The sequence below is a fragment of the Streptomyces sp. NPDC055103 genome (genome assembly GCF_053607625.1).
On the sequence record NZ_JBSGTX010000114.1, the window covers coordinates 1 to 16,674 of the forward strand.

Annotated in this window: 14 protein-coding genes; 7 read left to right on the plus strand and 7 right to left on the minus strand. The window is 74.6% G+C overall.

Going from position 1 to position 16,674, the window contains the following annotated elements:
• Window positions 1-91: 91 nt before the first annotated feature.
• The gene (locus tag ACWFR1_RS38390; protein ID WP_453560262.1) at window positions 92-796 is read right to left on the minus strand and encodes a GntR family transcriptional regulator; all 705 of its coding nucleotides are present in this window, start codon (window positions 794-796) and stop codon (window positions 92-94) included.
• A gap of 160 nt (window positions 797-956) precedes the next feature.
• On the opposite strand from ACWFR1_RS38390, the gene ACWFR1_RS38395 reads away from it, so the two are divergent.
• The 5 genes from ACWFR1_RS38395 (at window position 957) to ACWFR1_RS38415 (ending at window position 4,759) form a co-directional block, all read left to right on the plus strand.
• Window positions 957-2,222, plus strand: coding sequence for an MFS transporter (locus tag ACWFR1_RS38395; RefSeq protein ID WP_453560265.1), 1,266 nt, complete (start codon window positions 957-959; stop codon window positions 2,220-2,222).
• On the plus strand, window positions 2,219-2,350 hold the full coding sequence (locus ACWFR1_RS38400) for a hypothetical protein (protein WP_453560267.1): 132 nt from the start codon (window positions 2,219-2,221) through the stop codon (window positions 2,348-2,350). The genes ACWFR1_RS38395 and ACWFR1_RS38400 overlap by 4 nt, the downstream gene beginning before the upstream one ends.
• 92 nt (window positions 2,351-2,442) lie before the next feature.
• Window positions 2,443-3,207 (plus strand): LamB/YcsF family protein, encoded by a 765-nt coding sequence (locus ACWFR1_RS38405; protein ID WP_453560270.1) that lies wholly within the window; start codon window positions 2,443-2,445, stop codon window positions 3,205-3,207.
• A gap of 2 nt (window positions 3,208-3,209) precedes the next feature.
• Entirely contained in the window at window positions 3,210-3,890 is a 681-nt protein-coding gene (locus tag ACWFR1_RS38410) for a 5-oxoprolinase subunit B family protein (protein WP_453560288.1), read from the plus strand.
• Window positions 3,887-4,759, plus strand: coding sequence for a 5-oxoprolinase subunit C family protein (locus ACWFR1_RS38415; protein ID WP_453560272.1), 873 nt, complete (start codon window positions 3,887-3,889; stop codon window positions 4,757-4,759). The genes ACWFR1_RS38410 and ACWFR1_RS38415 overlap by 4 nt, the downstream gene beginning before the upstream one ends.
• Window positions 4,760-4,768: 9 nt before the next feature.
• On the opposite strand, the gene ACWFR1_RS38420 is transcribed toward ACWFR1_RS38415, so the two are convergent.
• The 6 genes from ACWFR1_RS38420 to ACWFR1_RS38445 form a co-directional block, all read right to left on the minus strand.
• Window positions 4,769-8,368: a hydantoinase B/oxoprolinase family protein gene (locus ACWFR1_RS38420; protein ID WP_453560274.1), complete on the minus strand. Its 3,600-nt coding sequence runs from the start codon at window positions 8,366-8,368 to the stop codon at window positions 4,769-4,771.
• Entirely contained in the window at window positions 8,365-9,303 is a 939-nt protein-coding gene (locus ACWFR1_RS38425; protein ID WP_453560276.1) for an SGNH/GDSL hydrolase family protein, read from the minus strand. Before ACWFR1_RS38425 ends, ACWFR1_RS38420 begins: the two co-directional genes overlap by 4 nt.
• The gene (locus ACWFR1_RS38430) at window positions 9,300-10,487 is read right to left on the minus strand and encodes a glycosyltransferase (RefSeq protein ID WP_453560290.1); all 1,188 of its coding nucleotides are present in this window, start codon (window positions 10,485-10,487) and stop codon (window positions 9,300-9,302) included. The genes ACWFR1_RS38425 and ACWFR1_RS38430 overlap by 4 nt, the downstream gene beginning before the upstream one ends.
• A gap of 128 nt (window positions 10,488-10,615) precedes the next feature.
• A complete protein-coding gene (locus ACWFR1_RS38435) occupies window positions 10,616-11,737 on the minus strand; it encodes a glycosyltransferase family 4 protein (protein WP_453560279.1) in 1,122 nt (373 codons plus the stop codon).
• 404 nt (window positions 11,738-12,141) lie between these two features.
• A complete protein-coding gene (locus ACWFR1_RS38440) occupies window positions 12,142-13,557 on the minus strand; it encodes a HEAT repeat domain-containing protein (protein WP_453560281.1) in 1,416 nt (471 codons plus the stop codon).
• 254 nt (window positions 13,558-13,811) lie between these two features.
• Window positions 13,812-14,204 (minus strand): ankyrin repeat domain-containing protein, encoded by a 393-nt coding sequence (locus ACWFR1_RS38445; RefSeq protein WP_453560284.1) that lies wholly within the window; start codon window positions 14,202-14,204, stop codon window positions 13,812-13,814.
• A gap of 307 nt (window positions 14,205-14,511) precedes the next feature.
• On the opposite strand from ACWFR1_RS38445, the gene ACWFR1_RS38450 reads away from it, so the two are divergent.
• On the plus strand, window positions 14,512-14,706 hold the full coding sequence (locus ACWFR1_RS38450) for a hypothetical protein (protein ID WP_015032212.1): 195 nt from the start codon (window positions 14,512-14,514) through the stop codon (window positions 14,704-14,706).
• A 64-nt stretch (window positions 14,707-14,770) separates the two neighbouring features.
• Window positions 14,771-16,555, plus strand: a complete 1,785-nt coding sequence (locus ACWFR1_RS38455; protein WP_453560286.1) for a hypothetical protein — start codon at window positions 14,771-14,773, stop codon at window positions 16,553-16,555.
• The last annotated feature ends 119 nt before the right edge of the window (window positions 16,556-16,674 follow it).

The following is a 16,674-nucleotide window of genomic DNA, read 5'->3' on the forward strand; positions in this document are numbered from 1 at the left end:
GCCAGAAGGGCGTCCAGGTTTGTCTTCACACACTGACCAACGGGCGCCCTTCGCCATGGTCGCGACCAGCACGAACATCGGACTCATTCATCTAGGGGCCCGCCGGGTCGTCCACGGCCTGGGCGTAGGCGGCGGCGACCCGGGTGCGGGAGTCGTCGAGGTAGCGGGCGAGGAGCCGCTCCGCCGAGGCCCGCTCGCCGGCGCGCAGGGCGTCCAGGATCTCCCGGTTCCGCAGGAGGTAGGGCTCGTGCAGCGCGCGGGGGTCGTCCACGACGTGGAAGGCGAGCCGGAGTTCGGCGAGGACGCCGCGCATCAGTTCGTCGGTGCGCGCGCTGCCGGCGAGGGCGACCAGTTCGCGGTGGAAGTGGATGTTGGCCGTGGAGACGCCCCGCCAGTCCTCGGCGCCGGCCGCGTTCTCGCCCTCCGTGACGGCGGCGACGAGTCCGTCGACGGCGTACGGCGGCTGCCCGAGCCCCCGGACGACGGCGCATTCGACGAGTCGACGGGTGCGGTAGATGTCGTCGACATCACCCACCGCGAGGACCCGGACGAAGACCCCGCGGTTGAGCTCGTGGACGAGCAGACGCTCGTGGGTGAGGAGCCGGAAGGCCTCGCGGAGTGTGTTGCGGGACACACCGAGGGCGCCGCCGATGCTCTCCTCGGAGAGCCGGACCCCCGGCGAGAAGTAGCCCTCCGCGATCCGGGTCCGCAGGATGTCCGCGACCCGTTCCGCCGTGCTCGTGCGCCCGAGCAGCACGCGGTCGTCCGCCAGATCTCCGGCCTCGCTCACGTCCACAGCACCTCTTCCCTTCCGCCGTCCGCGGCGAGTCAACCGCAGAAACACGGAAGCGACAACACGCCCCTTGTCGGATCGTTGAACAATCCTCTACGTTATCGGCACCGCACGGTTCCTCGGTACGTCTCTCAGGCACGTCTCCCCCTCCAGCGAGGTGCAGATGAGCACGACACAGACCCGGCAGCAGCCCCAGGGCGAACAGCCCGACGATGCGGGCGCGTTCGCCTGGCCGCGCGGCCGACGCGCCTTCGGCGGCGCCTTCGGCGGATACGCCCTGGATTCCTACGACTTCTTCACCCTGCCCCTGTCGATGGTGGCCATCGCCGCGTACTTCCACCTCGACAAGGGCCAGACCGGCCTCCTGACCACCGTCACCCTCGTCGTCTCGGCGGTCGGCGGTGCGCTCGCCGGCGTCCTCGCCGACCGCGTCGGCCGGGTGCGGGCGCTGATGATCACGGTCGTGACGTACGCGCTCTTCACGGTGCTCTGCGGCTTCGCCCCGAACTACGAGACCCTGCTGGTCTTCCGGGCCCTCCAGGGCCTCGGCTTCGGCGGCGAGTGGGCCGTCGGCGCGATCCTCGTGGCCGAGTACGCCTCCGCCAAGCACCGGGGGCGTACGCTCGGCGCCGTCCAGAGCGCCTGGGCGGCCGGCTGGGCGCTCGCGGTGCTCGTCTACACCCTGGTGTTCCAGTTCGCCGACGCGGACCTCGCCTGGCGGATCCTCTTCTGGACGGGCGCGCTGCCCGCCCTGCTCGTCGTGTACGTGCGGCGGAACGTGGAGGACGCCCCGCAGGCGGCGGAGCTCCGCCGTGCCAGCGCGGAACGCGGCTCGTTCCGGGCCGTCTTCCGCCCCGCGCTGCTGCGCACGACTCTCTTCGCGATCCTGCTCTCGACCGGCGTCCAGGGCGGCTACTACACGCTCGCCACCTGGGTCCCGACCTTCCTGAAGACCGAACGCGGGCTGACGGTCGTCGGCACCGGCGGCTATCTGGCCTTCCTGATCTCCGGTGCCTTCGCGGGCTACCTGACCGGGGGTTACCTCACGGACCGGCTCGGCCGGAAGAAGAACATCGCGCTGTTCGCCATCCTGTCGGCGCTCTGCGTCCTCGCGTACACGAACATCCCCATCGGTGCGAACTCCCTTCTGCTCGTACTGGGTTTCCCGCTCGGCTTCTGCATGTCGGCCATCTTCAGCGGGTTCGGATCCTTCCTGGCCGAGCTGTACCCGACGCCGGTCCGCGGGACGGGGCAGGGACTCACGTACAACACGGGCCGCGCGATCGGCGCCGTCTTCCCGACCCTGGTCGGCTTCCTCGCCGGGAGCTGGGGCGTCGGCGGGGCGCTGGTCTTCGGCGCGATCGGCTACGGTCTGGCCGTCCTGGCCCTGTTCGGGCTGCCCGAGACGCGCGGGAGGGAACTCGTATGACCGGCACGGCGGTTCTCGATCCGCGCGACGCACGCGCGCGTGCCCGGTCCGGGACGGCGGGCCCGACGGCCGGCGGGGAGATGTACGTCACCGACATCCGGGACGACCGGTACCGCGTCTCCGTCTGAATCATCAAAGTCATCCGAACCGCACGAAGAAGCACAGCGCACCGAGCACCGAGCAGCACCACCGCACGACCAGGTGGGAAAGGAAGCACCAGATGACCTGGGCCTCGATCGACCTCAACGCCGACCTCGGCGAGGGCTTCGGCCGCTGGACGCTGACCGACGACGAGCAACTGCTCTCCGTCGTCACCAGCGCCAACGTGGCCTGCGGCTTCCACGCCGGGGACGCGGCCACCATGCGGCGCGTCTGCGAGCTGGCGGCCGATCGGGGCGTACGGATCGGGGCCCAGGTGTCCTACCGGGATCTGGCCGGTTTCGGACGGCGCTCGATGGACGTCCCCGCGGCGGAGCTGGCCGCCGAAGTGGCGTACCAGATCGGCGCCCTGGAGGTCTTCGCCCGGGCGGCGGGCGCGCGCGTCGCGTACGTGAAGCCGCACGGCGCGCTGTACAACCGGGTGGTCCGCGACGAGGAGCAGGCCACCGCGGTCGTCGAGGGCGTCCTGCTCGCCGACCGGGCGCTGCCCGTCCTCGGACTCCCGGGGTCCCGGCTGCACGAGGCCGCGGCGAAGGCCGGACTTCCGGTGGTCGCCGAGGCGTTCGGCGACCGGGCCTATCGGGCGGACGGCTCCCTGCTGCCACGGGAGCAGGAGGGGGCAGTCGTCAGCGATCCGGACCATGTCGTGGAGCGCTCGGTGGCCATGGCCCGGTTCGGGGTCGTGACGGCGCACTGCGGGAGCTCCGTCGCCGTACGGGCCCGGTCGCTGTGCCTGCACGGGGACACCCCCGGCGCGGTGGGCCTCGCCCGCCGGGTCCGTGAGCACCTGGAGGCCTCCGGGGTCCGGGTGGAGGCCTTCGCATGAGCATGAGTACGGGTACGGGTACGGGTACCAGCACGAGTACGGGCGTGCGGACGCTGCGCGTGGGCGAACGGGCGCTCCTCGTGGAGCTGGCCGGCGGCGCGGAGACGGAGGCCTTCCACGCCGAGCTGCTGCGGCGACGGGCGGCCGGTGTGCTGCCCGCCGTACAGGAGATCGTGCCGGCGGCGCGGACGGTCCTGCTCGACGGGGTGGCGGACCCGGCCCGGCTCGCGGACGAGCTGAAGGGCTGGGAAGTGGCGCCCCTCCACGCGCGCGTAGGTGAGGCGGTGGAGGTGCCGGTCCGCTACGACGGGCCCGATCTGGCGGAGGTCGCCGTCCTGTGGGGGGTGTCCGTCGAGGAGGCGGTACGCGTCCACACGGCGACCGAGTTCCGGGTCGCCTTCTGCGGCTTCGCGCCGGGGTTCGGCTATCTGACCGGGCTCGGCGAGCGGTACGAGGTACCACGACGGCCCACACCGCGCACGGCCGTCCCCGCCGGGTCGGTCGCCCTCGCCGGGCGCTACACCGGCGTGTACCCGCGCTCCTCCCCCGGCGGCTGGCAGCTGATCGGCACCACGGACGTGGTGCTCTGGGACACGGGGCGGGAGCCCGCCGCGCTCCTCTCGCCCGGCACCCGCGTCCGGTTCACCCTGGCGGGCGGGCCGGCGTCGGAGGGCGGGCGATGACCGACCGCGCCGTCGCCGTGGTCCGGTCGGGGGCGCTGACCACCGTGCAGGACCTGGGGCGCCCTGGGTACGCGCATCTCGGCGTGCCCCGCTCGGGCGCGCTCGACCCGGGGGCCGTACGGCTCCTCAACCGGCTCGTCGGCAACGTCGGCGCCGACGAGGACGCCGCGGTCCTGGAGACCACCGTCGACGGGTGCGCGCTGCGGCCCCGGTGCGCCGTCACCATCGCGGTCGGCGGCGCGCCGGGACCGGTCCGGGTGGAGGGGCGCCCGGCCGCCTGGGGGACGGCGGTCCGGGTGCCGGCCGGGTCGCTCCTGGAGATCGGCGCGGCCGTACGCGGGCTGCGCTCGTACGTGGCGTTCGGCGGCGGTGTCGCCGTCGAACCGGTGCTCGGCAGCCGCTCCACCGACCTGCTGTCCGGGCTCGGCCCGGCGCCGCTGGTGGAGGGGGCGGTGCTGCCGCTGGGAGCGGACACGGCCGTACGGGGGTCGGCCGACGCTCCCCCCTGGCCGGGCCCGCCGGACGAACTCGTCCTGCGGGTCCGGCCGGGCCCCCGCGACGACTGGTTCACCGCCGCCGCCCTGCGCACCTTCGGCACGCGCGCGTACCGGGTGTCCTCGGCGAGCAACCGGATCGGGCTGCGGCTCGACGGACCGGCGCTGGAGCGCGCGCGGCAGGGAGAGATGGCGAGCGAGGGCATGGTCCTGGGCGCGGTCCAGGTGCCGCCGGACGGGCGCCCGGTGGTCTTTCTCGCGGACCATCCCACGACCGGGGGCTACCCGGTGGTCGCTGTGGTCCGGGAGGCCGACCTTGGCGCGGCGGCACAGGCGGTACCGGGCACGCCGGTGCGGTTCGTGCCGGTGCGCTGAGCGGGACCTTCACGACGTGGCGGGCGGCACACCGTAGCCTCCGCCGCCGGGGGTGCGGACCACCAGGACGTCGTCGGGGCCCATCTCGGTCGTCGCGGCGCCGTCGAGGTGTTCGACGGTGCCGTCGGCGCGCTCCACGAGGTTCTCGCCGAGGGCGCCCGGTTCGCCGCCGGCCATCCCGTACGGCGGGACCCTGCGGTGGCCGGTGAGGAGGGCCACCGTCATCGGCTCCAGGAAGCGGATGCGGCGCTCGACCCCGTGGCCGCCGTGCCACCGGCCGTGCCCGCCGCTGTCCTCCCGTACCGCGAAGGCGTCGACCCGGACAGGGTGGCGCCATTCCAGGATCTCGGGGTCGGTGAGCCGGGAGTTGGTCATGTGGGTCTGGACGGCGTCGGCGCCGTCGAAGCCGTCGCCGGCGCCGGAGCCGCTCGCGATCGTCTCGTAGTACTGCACGCGCGCGTTGCCGAAGGTGACGTTGTTCATGGTGCCGGAGCCCTCGGCCTGGACGCCGAGGGCCGCGTACAGCGCGCCCGTGACGGCCTGGGAGGTCTCGACGTTCCCGGCGACGGTCGCGGCGGGGTGGACGGGCGCGAGCATGGAGCCGGGCGGGACGCGGATCTCCAGGGGCTCCAGGCAGCCGCTGTTGAGCGGGATGTCCTCGTCGACGAGGGTACGGAAGACGTACAGGACGGCGGCCATGACGACGGACGTGGGCGCGTTGGCGTTCCCGGGCAGCTGGGGCGAGGTGCCCGTGAAGTCGACGACGGCGGAGCGCCGTTCGCGGTCGACGCGGACCGCGACCCGGATGACCGCGCCGCCGTCGGTCTCGTAGCGGTACGTGCCGTCGTGGAGCCGGGCGACGATGCGGCGGACGGACTCCTCGGCGTTGGCGCGGACGTGCCGCATGTACGCCTGGACGACGTCCAGCCCGAACTCCTCGACGGTTCGGCGCAGTTCCTCGATCCCCTTCTCGTTGGCGGCGATCTGGGCGCGCAGGTCGGCGAGGTTGGTGTCGGGGTCGCGGGAGGGGTGGCGGGCGCCGGTGAGCAGGGCCCGGGTCTCGGCCTCGCGGAGCCGGCCGTCCCGGACGAGCAGCCAGTTGTCGAAGAGGACGCCTTCCTCCTCGACGGAGCGGCTGAAGGCGGGCATGGAGCCGGGGGTGATGCCGCCGATCTCGGCGTGGTGGCCCCGGGAGGCGACCAGGAAGCGGAGTTCGTCGCCGGCCTCGCCGAACACCGGGGTCACGACGGTGACGTCCGGGAGGTGGGTGCCGCCGTGGTACGGGTCGTTGATGGCGTACACGTCGCCGGGCCTCATGTCGTCCGCGCGCCTCCGCAGGACCTCCTTGATGGACTCGCCCATGGAGCCGAGGTGGACGGGGATGTGGGGCGCGTTGGCGATGAGGTTGCCCTCGGCGTCGAAGAGGGCGCAGGAGAAGTCGAGGCGTTCCTTGATGTTGACCGAGTGGGCGGTGTTCTCCAGGCGCACGCCCATCTGTTCGGCGATGGCCATGAAGAGGTTGTTGAAGACCTCCAGGAGGACCGGGTCCACGTCCGTCCCGGGGGCCACGCGCGCGGGGCGCGGGGTGACGCGGTGCAGGAGGAGGTGTCCGCCGTCCGTCGCGGTGGCCCGCCAGCCGGTGTCGACGACGGTCGTGGCGTCGGCCTCGGCGAGGAGCGCGGGCCCGTCGACGGTGTCACCTGGGCGGAGGTCCTCGCGCCGGTGGAGCGGGGTGTCGTGGGGCGCGCCGCCGCTGTGCATCCGGACGGTGGCCCGGGGGGCGAGGGGCCCTGTCCGCTCCCCGCTGTCGATGAGGACGGGGCCGTGCGGCCCCGCTCTGCCGACGGCCTCCACGAAGACCGCTTCGACGACGAGCGGCTTGTCCATGGTGAAGGCGTACCGCGTCCGGTGGAGGGCTGTGAACTCGGTTCTCATCGCTGCGGCGGGGGCCAGGTCGACGGGGAGGCTCGCGTCCGTCCCCGCGAACCGCAGGAGCACGCGCGCGTGGGTGGTGATCGCCGCGTCCGGCAGCCCGTCGGCGCGCAGTTCCTCGCGTGTGCGCTGGGCGAGTTCGTCGCAGAGGGCCGCCACACGCGCGTGGGTGCCGGGGGCGTCGAGCTCGGCCTCGACGGACCGCTCCCGCATGGCGGTGGCGTCGGCGAGCCCGATGCCGTACGCGGAGAGCACGCCGGCCAGAGGGGGTACGACGACGGTGTCGATGCCCAGGGCATCGGCGACGGCGCAGGCGTGCTGGCCGCCGGCGCCGCCGAAGCTGGTGAGGGCGTAGCGGGTGACGTCGTGGCCGCGCTGGACGGAGATCTTCTTGACGGCGTTGGCCATGTTGAGGACGGCGATCTCCAGGAAGCCCGCGGCGACCTCCTCCGGGGTCCGGCCGCCGCCGGTCTCCTCGGCGAGGGCCGTGAACCGCTCCCGTACGACCTCGGCGTCCAGGGGCCGGTCACCGGTCTCGCCGAACACGGCGGGGAAGTGGGCCGGCTGGACACGGCCGAGCATGACGTTGGCGTCGGTGACGGTGAGCGGGCCGCCGCGGCGGTAGCAGGCGGGACCGGGGACGGCGCCTGCCGAGTCGGGGCCCACGCGGTAGCGGCGGCCGTCGTAGTGGAGGACGGAGCCGCCGCCCGCCGCGACGGTGTGGATGCTCATCATCGGGGCCCGCATCCGTACCCCGGCGACCTGTGTACCGAGTTCACGCTCGAAGGCGCCGGCGTAGTGCGACACGTCCGTGGACGTGCCGCCCATGTCGAAGCCGATGACCCGCTCGTGTCCGGCCTGCGCCGACGTACGGGCCATGCCGACGACGCCGCCGGCCGGTCCGGACAGGACTGCGTCCTTGCCGCGGAAGTGGGCGGCCTCGCGCAGCCCGCCGTTGGACTGCATGAACATGAGGCGGATACCGGCGAGTTCGCCGGCGACCTCGTCGACGTACCGGCGCAGGATCGGCGACAGATAGGCGTCGACGACGGTCGTGTCGCCGCGCGGGATCAGTTTGATGAGCGGGCTGACCTCGTGCGAGCAGCTGACCTGCGTGAAGCCGGCGGCTCTGGCGGCCTCGCCGATCCGCGTCTCGTGGGCGGGGTGGCGGTAGCCGTGCAGCAGGACGACGGCGACGGAGCGGAAGCCGTCCCGGTGCGCGTCGGCGAGGACCTCGCCGACGGCGGCCTCGTCCAGGGGACGGACGACATGGCCCCGGGCGTCGACGCGCTCGGGGACCTCGGCCACGCGCGCGTACACCGCCTCGGGCAGCACGATGCGGCGGTCGAAGAGCCGGGGCCGGTTCTGGTAGGCGATGCGCAGGGCGTCCCGGAAGCCCTCGGTGACGAGCAGCAGGGTCGGTTCGCCGCGCCGCTCCAGGAGAGCGTTGGTGGCGACGGTGGTCCCCATCTTGACGACGGCGATCCGGTCGGCGGGGACGGGTTCGCCGGGGCCGAGCCCGAGGAGCGCGCGGATCCCGGCGACGGCGGCGTCCTGGTGGCGTGCGGGGTCGTGCGAGAGCAGTTTGCGGGTGACGAGACGCCCTTCGGGCCGCCGTCCCACGACGTCGGTGAAGGTGCCGCCCCGGTCGATCCAGAACTCCCAGCGCCCGGTCATCTCCCCATTGTGGCGGTGAGCGCGGCGGCGAGGGCGGCGTCCGCGCGCGCGTCGAGGGGCGTGGTGCCGGTGCCGTCGGCCCAATGGCGGAGCTCGGCGCCGGCGAGCAGGAGCAACTGCGGGAGCAGGTCACGGCTGCGGCGCAGCACCCAGCCGGTGCCCGCGGTGGCGAGCCAGAGCACGGCCTCCGCCCTGGTCGGTGGCGGTTGTACGGGTTCCCGCCCGGGCTGTGCGCCGTGGGCGAGCCCCCGGGCGGCGAGCAGCCGGTGGAAGCCGGCGGCCACGGCCCGGTGGCCGCGTTCGCCCGGGTGGAGCCGGTCGGCGCTCCACAGGGCGCGGTCCTGGGTCCAGGTGTCGTCGGCGAGGTGCAGGTGGACCGCGTCGTACCGGTCGGAGAGGGCGTGCACGACCGCGTTGACGGCGCGCTGGCGGCGGGCTAGGGGGCGGGCCAGGGGCGGCGGCAGGCCGAGCATCCGCCCCGGGTCGGGCAGACAGGCGGTCAGGAGGACGGCCCCTGCGGCGTCGAGGTCCGCGAACGCGCGGTCGAGGCGGTGGGCGAGGAGCGCGATGTCGAAGGTGTGACGCAGGGTGTCGTTGACGCCGACGACCACGGAGGCGAGGTGCGGCCGGAAGGCGAGGGCCCGGGGCCGCTGGTGCTCGGCGACGTCCCGGCTGAGGGCGCCGCCGACGGCGAGGTTCAGGAGCACCGTCTCCTGCCCCTCGGCCGCGAGTCCCTCGGCGAGCAGGGGCGCCCACCCGCGCCAGGCGCCGTCCACCCGGTCGCCGACGCCCTCGCTGAACGAGTCGCCGAGCGCGGCGAACCGGACCGGGCCGGTTCCGGTACGGGTACGGGTACGGGGACCGGAAGCGGTACCGGAAGCGGCTCCCTCTGCCCCTTGCGGGGAAGCCGCCACCTCCACGGACTCCCCCGTCATCGCCTTGCCTCCTGGGTGCGGGACGGGACGGCCTGCGGCGGGAGCAGGGGCCGGAGGTGGGGCCGGGGTGACGGCCGCGCGTCGTGGGCCTGGAGGAAGGCGGCCACCGAGTGGTCCCAGGCGAAACCCTCCGCACGCGCGCGTGCGGCGGCCCGCCGAAGGATCTCCGGCGTGGCGAGCACTCCCCGTACCGCCGCCGCGAAGGCCTCCGGAGTGTCGACGGCCACGGCCCCTGTGGCCCCGACGACCTCCGGGAGGGCGGAGGAGGCGCTGACGACGACCGGGGTCCCGCAGGCGAGGGCCTCCAGGGCGGAGAGCCCGAACGTCTCCGCGGGGCCCGGGGCCAGGCACACGTCCGCCGCGGCCTGGAGGTCCGCGAGGGCCTCCCGGTCGGCGACGTGCCCGAGGAACCGCACCGGAAGGCGTCGCTCGCGCGCCCGCCGCTCCAGGGCGCCCCGCAGGGGCCCGTCGCCCGCGACGACCAGCGCCGCCCGGACCCCGGCGCCCCGGAGCTCCGCGAGGGCGTCCAGGGCCGTACCGGGCCGCTTCTCGACGGAGAGGCGCGAGCACAGCGCCATGAGCACCCGCTCTCCGTCCGCGTACCGGGCGCGCAGCACGGTGCTGCGGCGTCCTGGCCGGCAGCGTTCCAGGTCGACGCCGAGCGGAGCCCGTACGACGTTGCGCGCGCCGATCCGTACGAACTCCCGCTCCGCCCACTCCGTGGTGCAGACGACCCTGGCGAAGGCCCAGGCCGTGCGGCGGTTGAGCCGGTCCGCCGTGCGGGCGGCGAGCGCCGGGGGAACACCCCAGGTGCGCAGGACCCCGTCCGCCGTCTCGTGGGAGACCATCACCGAGGGCACCCGGGCGCGGCGGGCCCACTCCCCCGTCCAGCGCAGGGTCGTGCGGTCCGAGACCTCGATGCGGTCGGGGGCGAGTTCGTCGAGGAGGCGGCGCACCCGGCTCCGGTCGGCGAGGACCCGGTAGCCGCCGGTGCCGGGCAGGACGGGCCCCGGGAGGGTGACGACCCGGCCCTGTTCGGTGTGGTGGTCGCTCGCGACGTCGCCGGGGACGACGAGGACGGGTTCGTGTCCGGCGGCGAGGTAGCCGCGGCCCAGCTGGTCGAGCGCGGTGCGCAGGCCGCCGGAGGTGGCGGTCACGAAGTTGGCGAGCCGCACGATTCGCAGCCCGCCGCTCGTACCGCTCCCCTGAGCGGCACGACCGGCGCCGCCGCCGGCGTCGCCACCGCACGGAGCCGGACTTCCCGAAGCCGGACTTCCTGAAGCCTGACTTCCCGATGCGGTACGACCGCCGTTCACGCCGCCACCGCCGTCCGCTCGCGCAGGACCTCCTCGTAGTGGCCGATCAGCTCGTCGCCGACCGCCTCCCAGGTGCGGCCCTCGACGGCGGCCCGGCCGGCCAGGCCGTAGGCGGCGCGCACGTCCGGGGCTGCGGCGAGCGAGGCGACGGCCTCGCGCAGCGCGTCGGGGTCGCCGGGCGGTACGAGGAGCCCGGTGCGCCCGTGGTCGACGAGGTCCAGGGGGCCGCCGGCGGCCGGGGCGATCACCGGGACCCCGCTCGCCATGGCTTCCTGGACGGTCTGGCAGAAGGTCTCGTACGGGCCGGTGTGGGCGAAGACGTCGAGCGAGGCGAAGATCCGGGCGAGGTCGTGACCGGTGCGGCGGCCCAGGAACAGCGCCTCCGGCAGCGCGGCGCGCAGCCCCGGCCCGCTGGGTCCGTCACCGACGACCACGGCGCGTACACCCGGTATGCCGCGGGTCCCGGCGAGCAGGTCCACGCGCTTCTCCGGCGCGAGGCGGCCTACGTAGCCGACGAGGAGCTCGCCGCCGGGGGCGAGCTCCCGGCGCAGGCCGGCGTCGCGGAGGCCGGGGCGGAAGCGGACGGTGTCCACGCCGCGCCCCCAGAGCCGGATGCGGCCGATGCCGTGCGCCTCCAGGTCGCGGACGGCGGCGGTGGACGGGGCGAGGGTGCGGTCGGCGGCGCCGTGGACGGCGCGCAGCCGGCGCCAGGCGGCGCCCTCGCCGGTGCCCACGTACGTACGGGCGTAGCCGGCGAGATCGGTCTGGTAGACGGCGACGGCGGGGATGCCGAGCCGGGCGGCGGCCGTCATGCCGCGCACCCCGAGGACGAAGGGTCCGGCGAGGTGGACGAGGTCGGCGCGGTGCGCGGCGATGGCGGCGGCGACGCGGCGGCTGGGCAGGGCGACCCGGACCTGGGGGTAGCCGGGCAGGGGCAGGGAGGGCACGCGGACGACGGCGCATGGGGCGTCGGCGTCCGCCGACGGTTCGGCTACGGCGGGGGCGATGACGAGCGGGGCGTGGCCCCGGCGGACGAGGTGGCGCGCGGTCTGAAGGGCGCAGTGCGCCACACCGTTGACATCGGGAGGGAAGGATTCTGTGACGATGACGACACGCATACGGGTGTTGTCGTCCCGCTTGGCGTGTACCCGCCGACGTCGATCTGGACGGCGGGGGAACGTCCCATGAGCGTTTCGCCGCGGTGCCGGGGGCAAGGTGCGGGCGTCCGGTCGCCTGAGCGTTTCGCCGCGGCGCCGACGGCCCGTGCGGGCGTCCGGTCGCCTGAGCGTTTCGCCGCGGCGCCGACGGCCCGTGCAGGCGTCCGGTCGCCTGAGCGTTTCGCCGCGGCGCCGACGGCCCGTGCAGGCGTCCGGTCGCCGGACGCCCGGGGCGGGGCCTCGTTCGGCGGGATCTCCGCCGCGGGCCGCGCCGCCCCGGGGTCCGGGCGACGGGACGGTAAGGGTCGAACCCGGTGGGGACCTGGGGAGGGGTCAGGCCCGGGAAGGGGTCGTCCCGGCAAGGGTCAGACCTGTAGGTCCGGTCCTATCCGGTTGCGCACCGCGGTCTGGACCTCGGCCTCCTCGGCCGGGTCTGCGGCGAGGCGGCGGAGCCGCTCGGCGACCCGTACGTCGCCGGTCTCGGCGTGCTGGGCGGCCACCTCGCGGGTGGTCTCCTCGCAGTCCCAGAGGCACTCGACGGCGAAACCGGTCGCGAAGGTGGGGTCGGTGGCGGCGAGGGAACGGGCCACCCGGCCGCGCAGCTGGGACGAGGACGTCTCGCGGTACACGTGGCGGAGCACGGGCGCGGCGCAGGCGATGTCGAGGCGGCCCGCTCCGTCGACGAGGACGGCGAGCTCGGGGGCGTCGGGGCCCGCGGAGCGGATGGTCCCGCGCAGGGCCCCGAGGACGAGGCCGGCGTCCTGCGCCGTGCCGCGGCAGGCGAGGACCTCGGCGGCGGCGGTGCCGAGCTCGTCGGTGCGCCGGACCCACGCGCGGGCGCGGGCGACCGCGTCCTCGCCGCACATGCGCCGGTAGGCGGCGACGGCGGCCTCGGCGACCTCACGGGAACCGCCGTCGACGGCGGCCTCCACGAGGTCGAGGACGGCGGGGTCCCGCGAGGCGGCGAGGTGGTGGAGCGCGGCGCCGCGCGCGCCCGTCGAGCCGTCGCGGGCTGCGGCGAGGAGTTCGGGGCGGTCCTCGGGGCCGGCGACGGCGCCGAGGCATCGGGCGGCGGGGCCGTGAAGCACGGCACCTCGCTCGTACCCCTCCTGCGCCCAGTCGAGGACGGCCTTCACGCTCCAGCCGGGGCGGGGGCCCGCGGGGCGCATCTGGCGCTGCCAGCGGTCGAAGGAGCCCTGTTCCTGGGCGGCCCTGACTCGGGCGCCCACGGCTTCCCGCCGGTCCTCGGCCCACAGCCGCCAGGGCCGGGGCTCGAAGGCGTCCCGCACGACGCTCGCCAGCTCGGCGTCGCCGGCCGGGTCGGCGGGGAAGCGGGCGAGTACGGGAAGGGCGAGCCCGCGGAGCCCGGCGTCGTCGTCGCGCAGGGCCAGCTCGTCCAGGGCCCAGGCCCAGTTCGTGCCGGTCGCCGCGTAGCGCCGGAGCAGGAGCAGGGCGTCCTGGCGTCCGTAGGAGGCGAGGTGCCCCAGGACGGCGAGCGCGAGCCCGGTCCTGGACTCCTCGGTGTCGAGGTGGTCCTCGGCACCGAAGAGGTGCGCCTCGATCTCGTCGAGACCGCCGTGGAGGTCCAGGTAGAGACGGGCGTAGTAGAGGGAGCGGTTCTCGACCTGCCAGTCGTGGCGGGGGTCGGAGAGAACACAGTGACTGAGGGCCGCGAGGGCCTCGGCCCGTGGCGCGGCGAGCGCGTGCAGGGTGCCGTCGCCGCGGCCCCTCTGCAGCAGGCCGAGCAGGGTGCCGCTCGGCGCTATGACTGGATCGAACATGGAAGACGCCTCACATCAAGCTGTCGACACGACCGGGGGAGACCGGGATGACCCGGGTCAGGCGATACATCCCTGTACGCCTAGGCCGTGCGGCAACATGTCGGGCCGCTCGTCGTCCTGCGCTTGCCAGTGACCATCTTCCTCTGCCTCTCGTCGGTGGCCCGGTCTGCCGGGCCCGACGTCATGATGACCCACCCATTTCGCCACCGCGACCACATTTACGACGCCGCCCTCACCTGGGGTTCAGTACCCGTTCACCGGGCTCCGAAGAGCTCCAGCAGATCGGCCTTGCCGAACATGCGCGCGGTGTCGACGGCGGACGGAGTCCCGGACTCCGGATTCGCGCCGCCGGCGAGCAGGGCGCGGACGACGGCGTCCTCGCCCTTGAAGACGGCGCCCGCGAGCGGGGTCTGGCCGCGGTCGTTGGCGCGGTCGGCGTCGGCGCCGCGCTCCAGGAGGGCCGAGACCGCGGCGGCGTGGCCGTGGTAGGCGGCGAGCATGACGAGGGAGTCACCCTTGTCGTTGGTGAGGTTCGCCGGAACGCCCGCGTCGACATAGGCGGCCAGGCCGTCGGCGTCCCCCGTGCGCGCGAGGTCGAAGACCTTGGACGCCAGCTCGACGACCTCGGGGTCGGGAGTCTCGCTCATCGGGTGGAACCGCCTCTCTCCTGCAGTGTTGACCTGCGCACGGCAAGCGCGGCCGTACGAGTGAATCGACAGGGTACTGCCCGTCGGGCGACATGACCGCGCCCGACTGAGGCAAAGATCACCGCGATCCGCTCTCGGTCCGCCACTAGCGCACCGCCGGGATTTCGCCACCCGGCGGAACGTCCGCCTACCGCCAATGAAGTGAAATCGGGAAGATTTCACCCTATTGCACCTTTAGTCACATAGATACTTGCTGTGAACCTGGAAGGACTCATGGTGACTGTCCCCTCAACCAGGAGAACACCAAATGATCCTGTCCATCTCAGGCGTGGTCCTGCTCGGCATCATCTGCTTCCTGTTCTTCAAGAAGGACGGGATGAAGGCCTCGCACGCCCTCGTCAGCGCGTTGTTCGGCTTCTACCTCGCCGGCACGGCCATCGCCCCGAGCATCACGGCGGGCGGGCAGAGCCTCGCCGGTCTCCTGGGCGGAATCAAGTTCTGACGCCCCGAGGGGGCACCCTCCCCCTGCCCCCTCCCAGCCCCTTCCACGAAACCAGGAGTACGACGTGGCCCGGCGACCACTCCCCCGCATTCTGAGCAGCGGCAGCGCGCAGATCGCTCGCAGCCGAGAGATCGCGCGCACGGCCGCCGACAGCGCCACCGACGTGCTCCATCCGCTGATCACGGTCTCCCGTGGGCTGCGGAAGCTGGCCGCGACCGCGCGCGCCAAGTGGGCCGCGACCCCCAAGGAGCGGCGTGGTCCCACGCTGCTCCTGGTCGCGGCCTGCGTCCTGGTCGTCGCCCTCATGCCGTACGGGCCGCTGCTCGCGCTCGTCACGCTCATGGGCGCCGCCGCGTGGAAGGGGCGCGAACGCCCGGTCGTGAAGACCGGGCCCGACGACGCGGAGATCGCCCGGCTCAAGGGCCTGTACGAGGCCCTCGTGCCGTACTTCTCCGTCCCCGACGACCCCTCCCCGCTCTTCGCCCACGGCGGCGACTGGAGCGGCGCCTTCGGGGAGTACGCCTTCGACGAGGACGGCCGGCCGACCCGGCTGAGGATCGCGTACCCCCCGTACTTCACCGACGGCGAGCCGGCCGCGCGCGCCCGCATCGAGCAGCTGCTGCACGCCAAGTCGGGGCGCGGCCGCGAGTACCGCTTCGACTGGGACGAGGAGGGAAACCGGCTCGACATGAGCGTGCTGCCCGCCCTTCCCACCACCATCGCCGCCCAGCGCTTCGTCACGGTGCCGGGCGAGACCGTGCTCGGTTTCACCGACGGGGACGCCGTGCAGCGCACCGTGCCCGTGGTCGCGGCCGACGGCACGGAGGACGCGCCGGCCGTGGTCTGGCGCACCGGACCCCGCTCCACCGAGCCGCACCTGCTGGCCGTGGGCCAGCCGGGCAGCGGCACCACCTCCCTGCTGCGGTCGATCGCGCTCCAGGCCCTTCCGCACGGGGACGTGCTGATCGTCGAGGGCGGCGGCACCGGCGAGTACGCCTGCCTGACCGGCCGCGACGGTGTCCTCGCCGTCGAGTGCGGACTCTCCGGAGCCCTGGCCAGCCTGGAGTGGGCGGCCCACGAGACCGAGCGGCGGCTGATCGCCGCCAACCGCGCCCGCCAGGCGGGGCATCCCGCGCCCGAGGACACCCGGCGGCCGCTGTGGATCCTCCTCGACCGGCCGGGCATCCTCGGCCACCTCGCCGCCGCCGACGGCCGCCCCGACCCGCAGGAGCTACTCCAGGTGCCGCTGCGCCACGGGCGCGCCGCGCAGGTGACGGTGGTGGTGGCCGAGCAGTTCGACAGCACGGACACGCTGAGCGAGACGGTACGGACCCACACGCGCGCGCGGATCGTGCTCGGCCCCGCCGCCCCCGAACAGATCGCCGCCGTCCTCGGCGCCGCGCCGCACACCACGCCGACGCCCCAGGTGCCGCCGGGCCGCGGCTACGCCCGCCTCGGGACGGGCCCCGTCCTGCGGCTCCAGGTGCCGGCGACGCCCGACCCGTACGACGACGCCACCAGCGAGTCACACCGCCAGGCGGTCCTCGCACTCCTCCCGGAACGCCGCACGGCGGCGGACGCGATGCCCGTCGCGACGGCCGCGGACACGGTGGCGGTCGCGACGGTGGCGGCGGACAGGGGCGCCGTGGCGACGGTCACGGACACGGTGGCGGTCGCGAAGGTGACGGCGGACACCGTGGCGGCGGTCCCGGCCTCGGCCCCCGCCACGGTCCGCCACGAGCCCGACCCGGCCCCCGCCATGCCGCTTTACGAGCCCGACCCGGCTCCGGTCCGCGCGCCGGACCCGGGCCCGGCACCCCGTCACGCTCCGGTCGCCGCCGAGGGCTGAGCACGCCCCGGACATGCCGAGAGGCCGGTACGGGGCCACCCGGGGGGGAGCCGGCGGGGGGGCTTGGGGCAGGGGCGCCGGACCCGCCCAAAAGCCCGGGGGGGTAACCCCCCCCCCCC

What these genes read in the sequence shown, in the direction of transcription:
- ACWFR1_RS38425 (WP_453560276.1), bottom strand. Translation starts at nt 9,303, where the DNA reads ATGACGGGGGAGTCCGTGGAGGTGGCGGCTTCCCCGCAAGGGGCAGAG.
- ACWFR1_RS38410 (WP_453560288.1), top strand. Translation starts at nt 3,210, where the DNA reads ATGAGTACGGGTACGGGTACGGGTACCAGCACGAGTACGGGCGTGCGG.
- ACWFR1_RS38435 (WP_453560279.1), bottom strand. Translation starts at nt 11,737, where the DNA reads ATGCGTGTCGTCATCGTCACAGAATCCTTCCCTCCCGATGTCAACGGT.
- ACWFR1_RS38400 (WP_453560267.1), top strand. Translation starts at nt 2,219, where the DNA reads ATGACCGGCACGGCGGTTCTCGATCCGCGCGACGCACGCGCGCGTGCC.
- ACWFR1_RS38445 (WP_453560284.1), bottom strand. Translation starts at nt 14,204, where the DNA reads ATGAGCGAGACTCCCGACCCCGAGGTCGTCGAGCTGGCGTCCAAGGTC.
- ACWFR1_RS38405 (WP_453560270.1), top strand. Translation starts at nt 2,443, where the DNA reads ATGACCTGGGCCTCGATCGACCTCAACGCCGACCTCGGCGAGGGCTTC.
- ACWFR1_RS38420 (WP_453560274.1), bottom strand. Translation starts at nt 8,368, where the DNA reads ATGACCGGGCGCTGGGAGTTCTGGATCGACCGGGGCGGCACCTTCACC.
- ACWFR1_RS38395 (WP_453560265.1), top strand. Translation starts at nt 957, where the DNA reads ATGAGCACGACACAGACCCGGCAGCAGCCCCAGGGCGAACAGCCCGAC.
- ACWFR1_RS38450 (WP_015032212.1), top strand. Translation starts at nt 14,512, where the DNA reads ATGATCCTGTCCATCTCAGGCGTGGTCCTGCTCGGCATCATCTGCTTC.
- ACWFR1_RS38415 (WP_453560272.1), top strand. Translation starts at nt 3,887, where the DNA reads ATGACCGACCGCGCCGTCGCCGTGGTCCGGTCGGGGGCGCTGACCACC.
- ACWFR1_RS38440 (WP_453560281.1), bottom strand. Translation starts at nt 13,557, where the DNA reads ATGTTCGATCCAGTCATAGCGCCGAGCGGCACCCTGCTCGGCCTGCTG.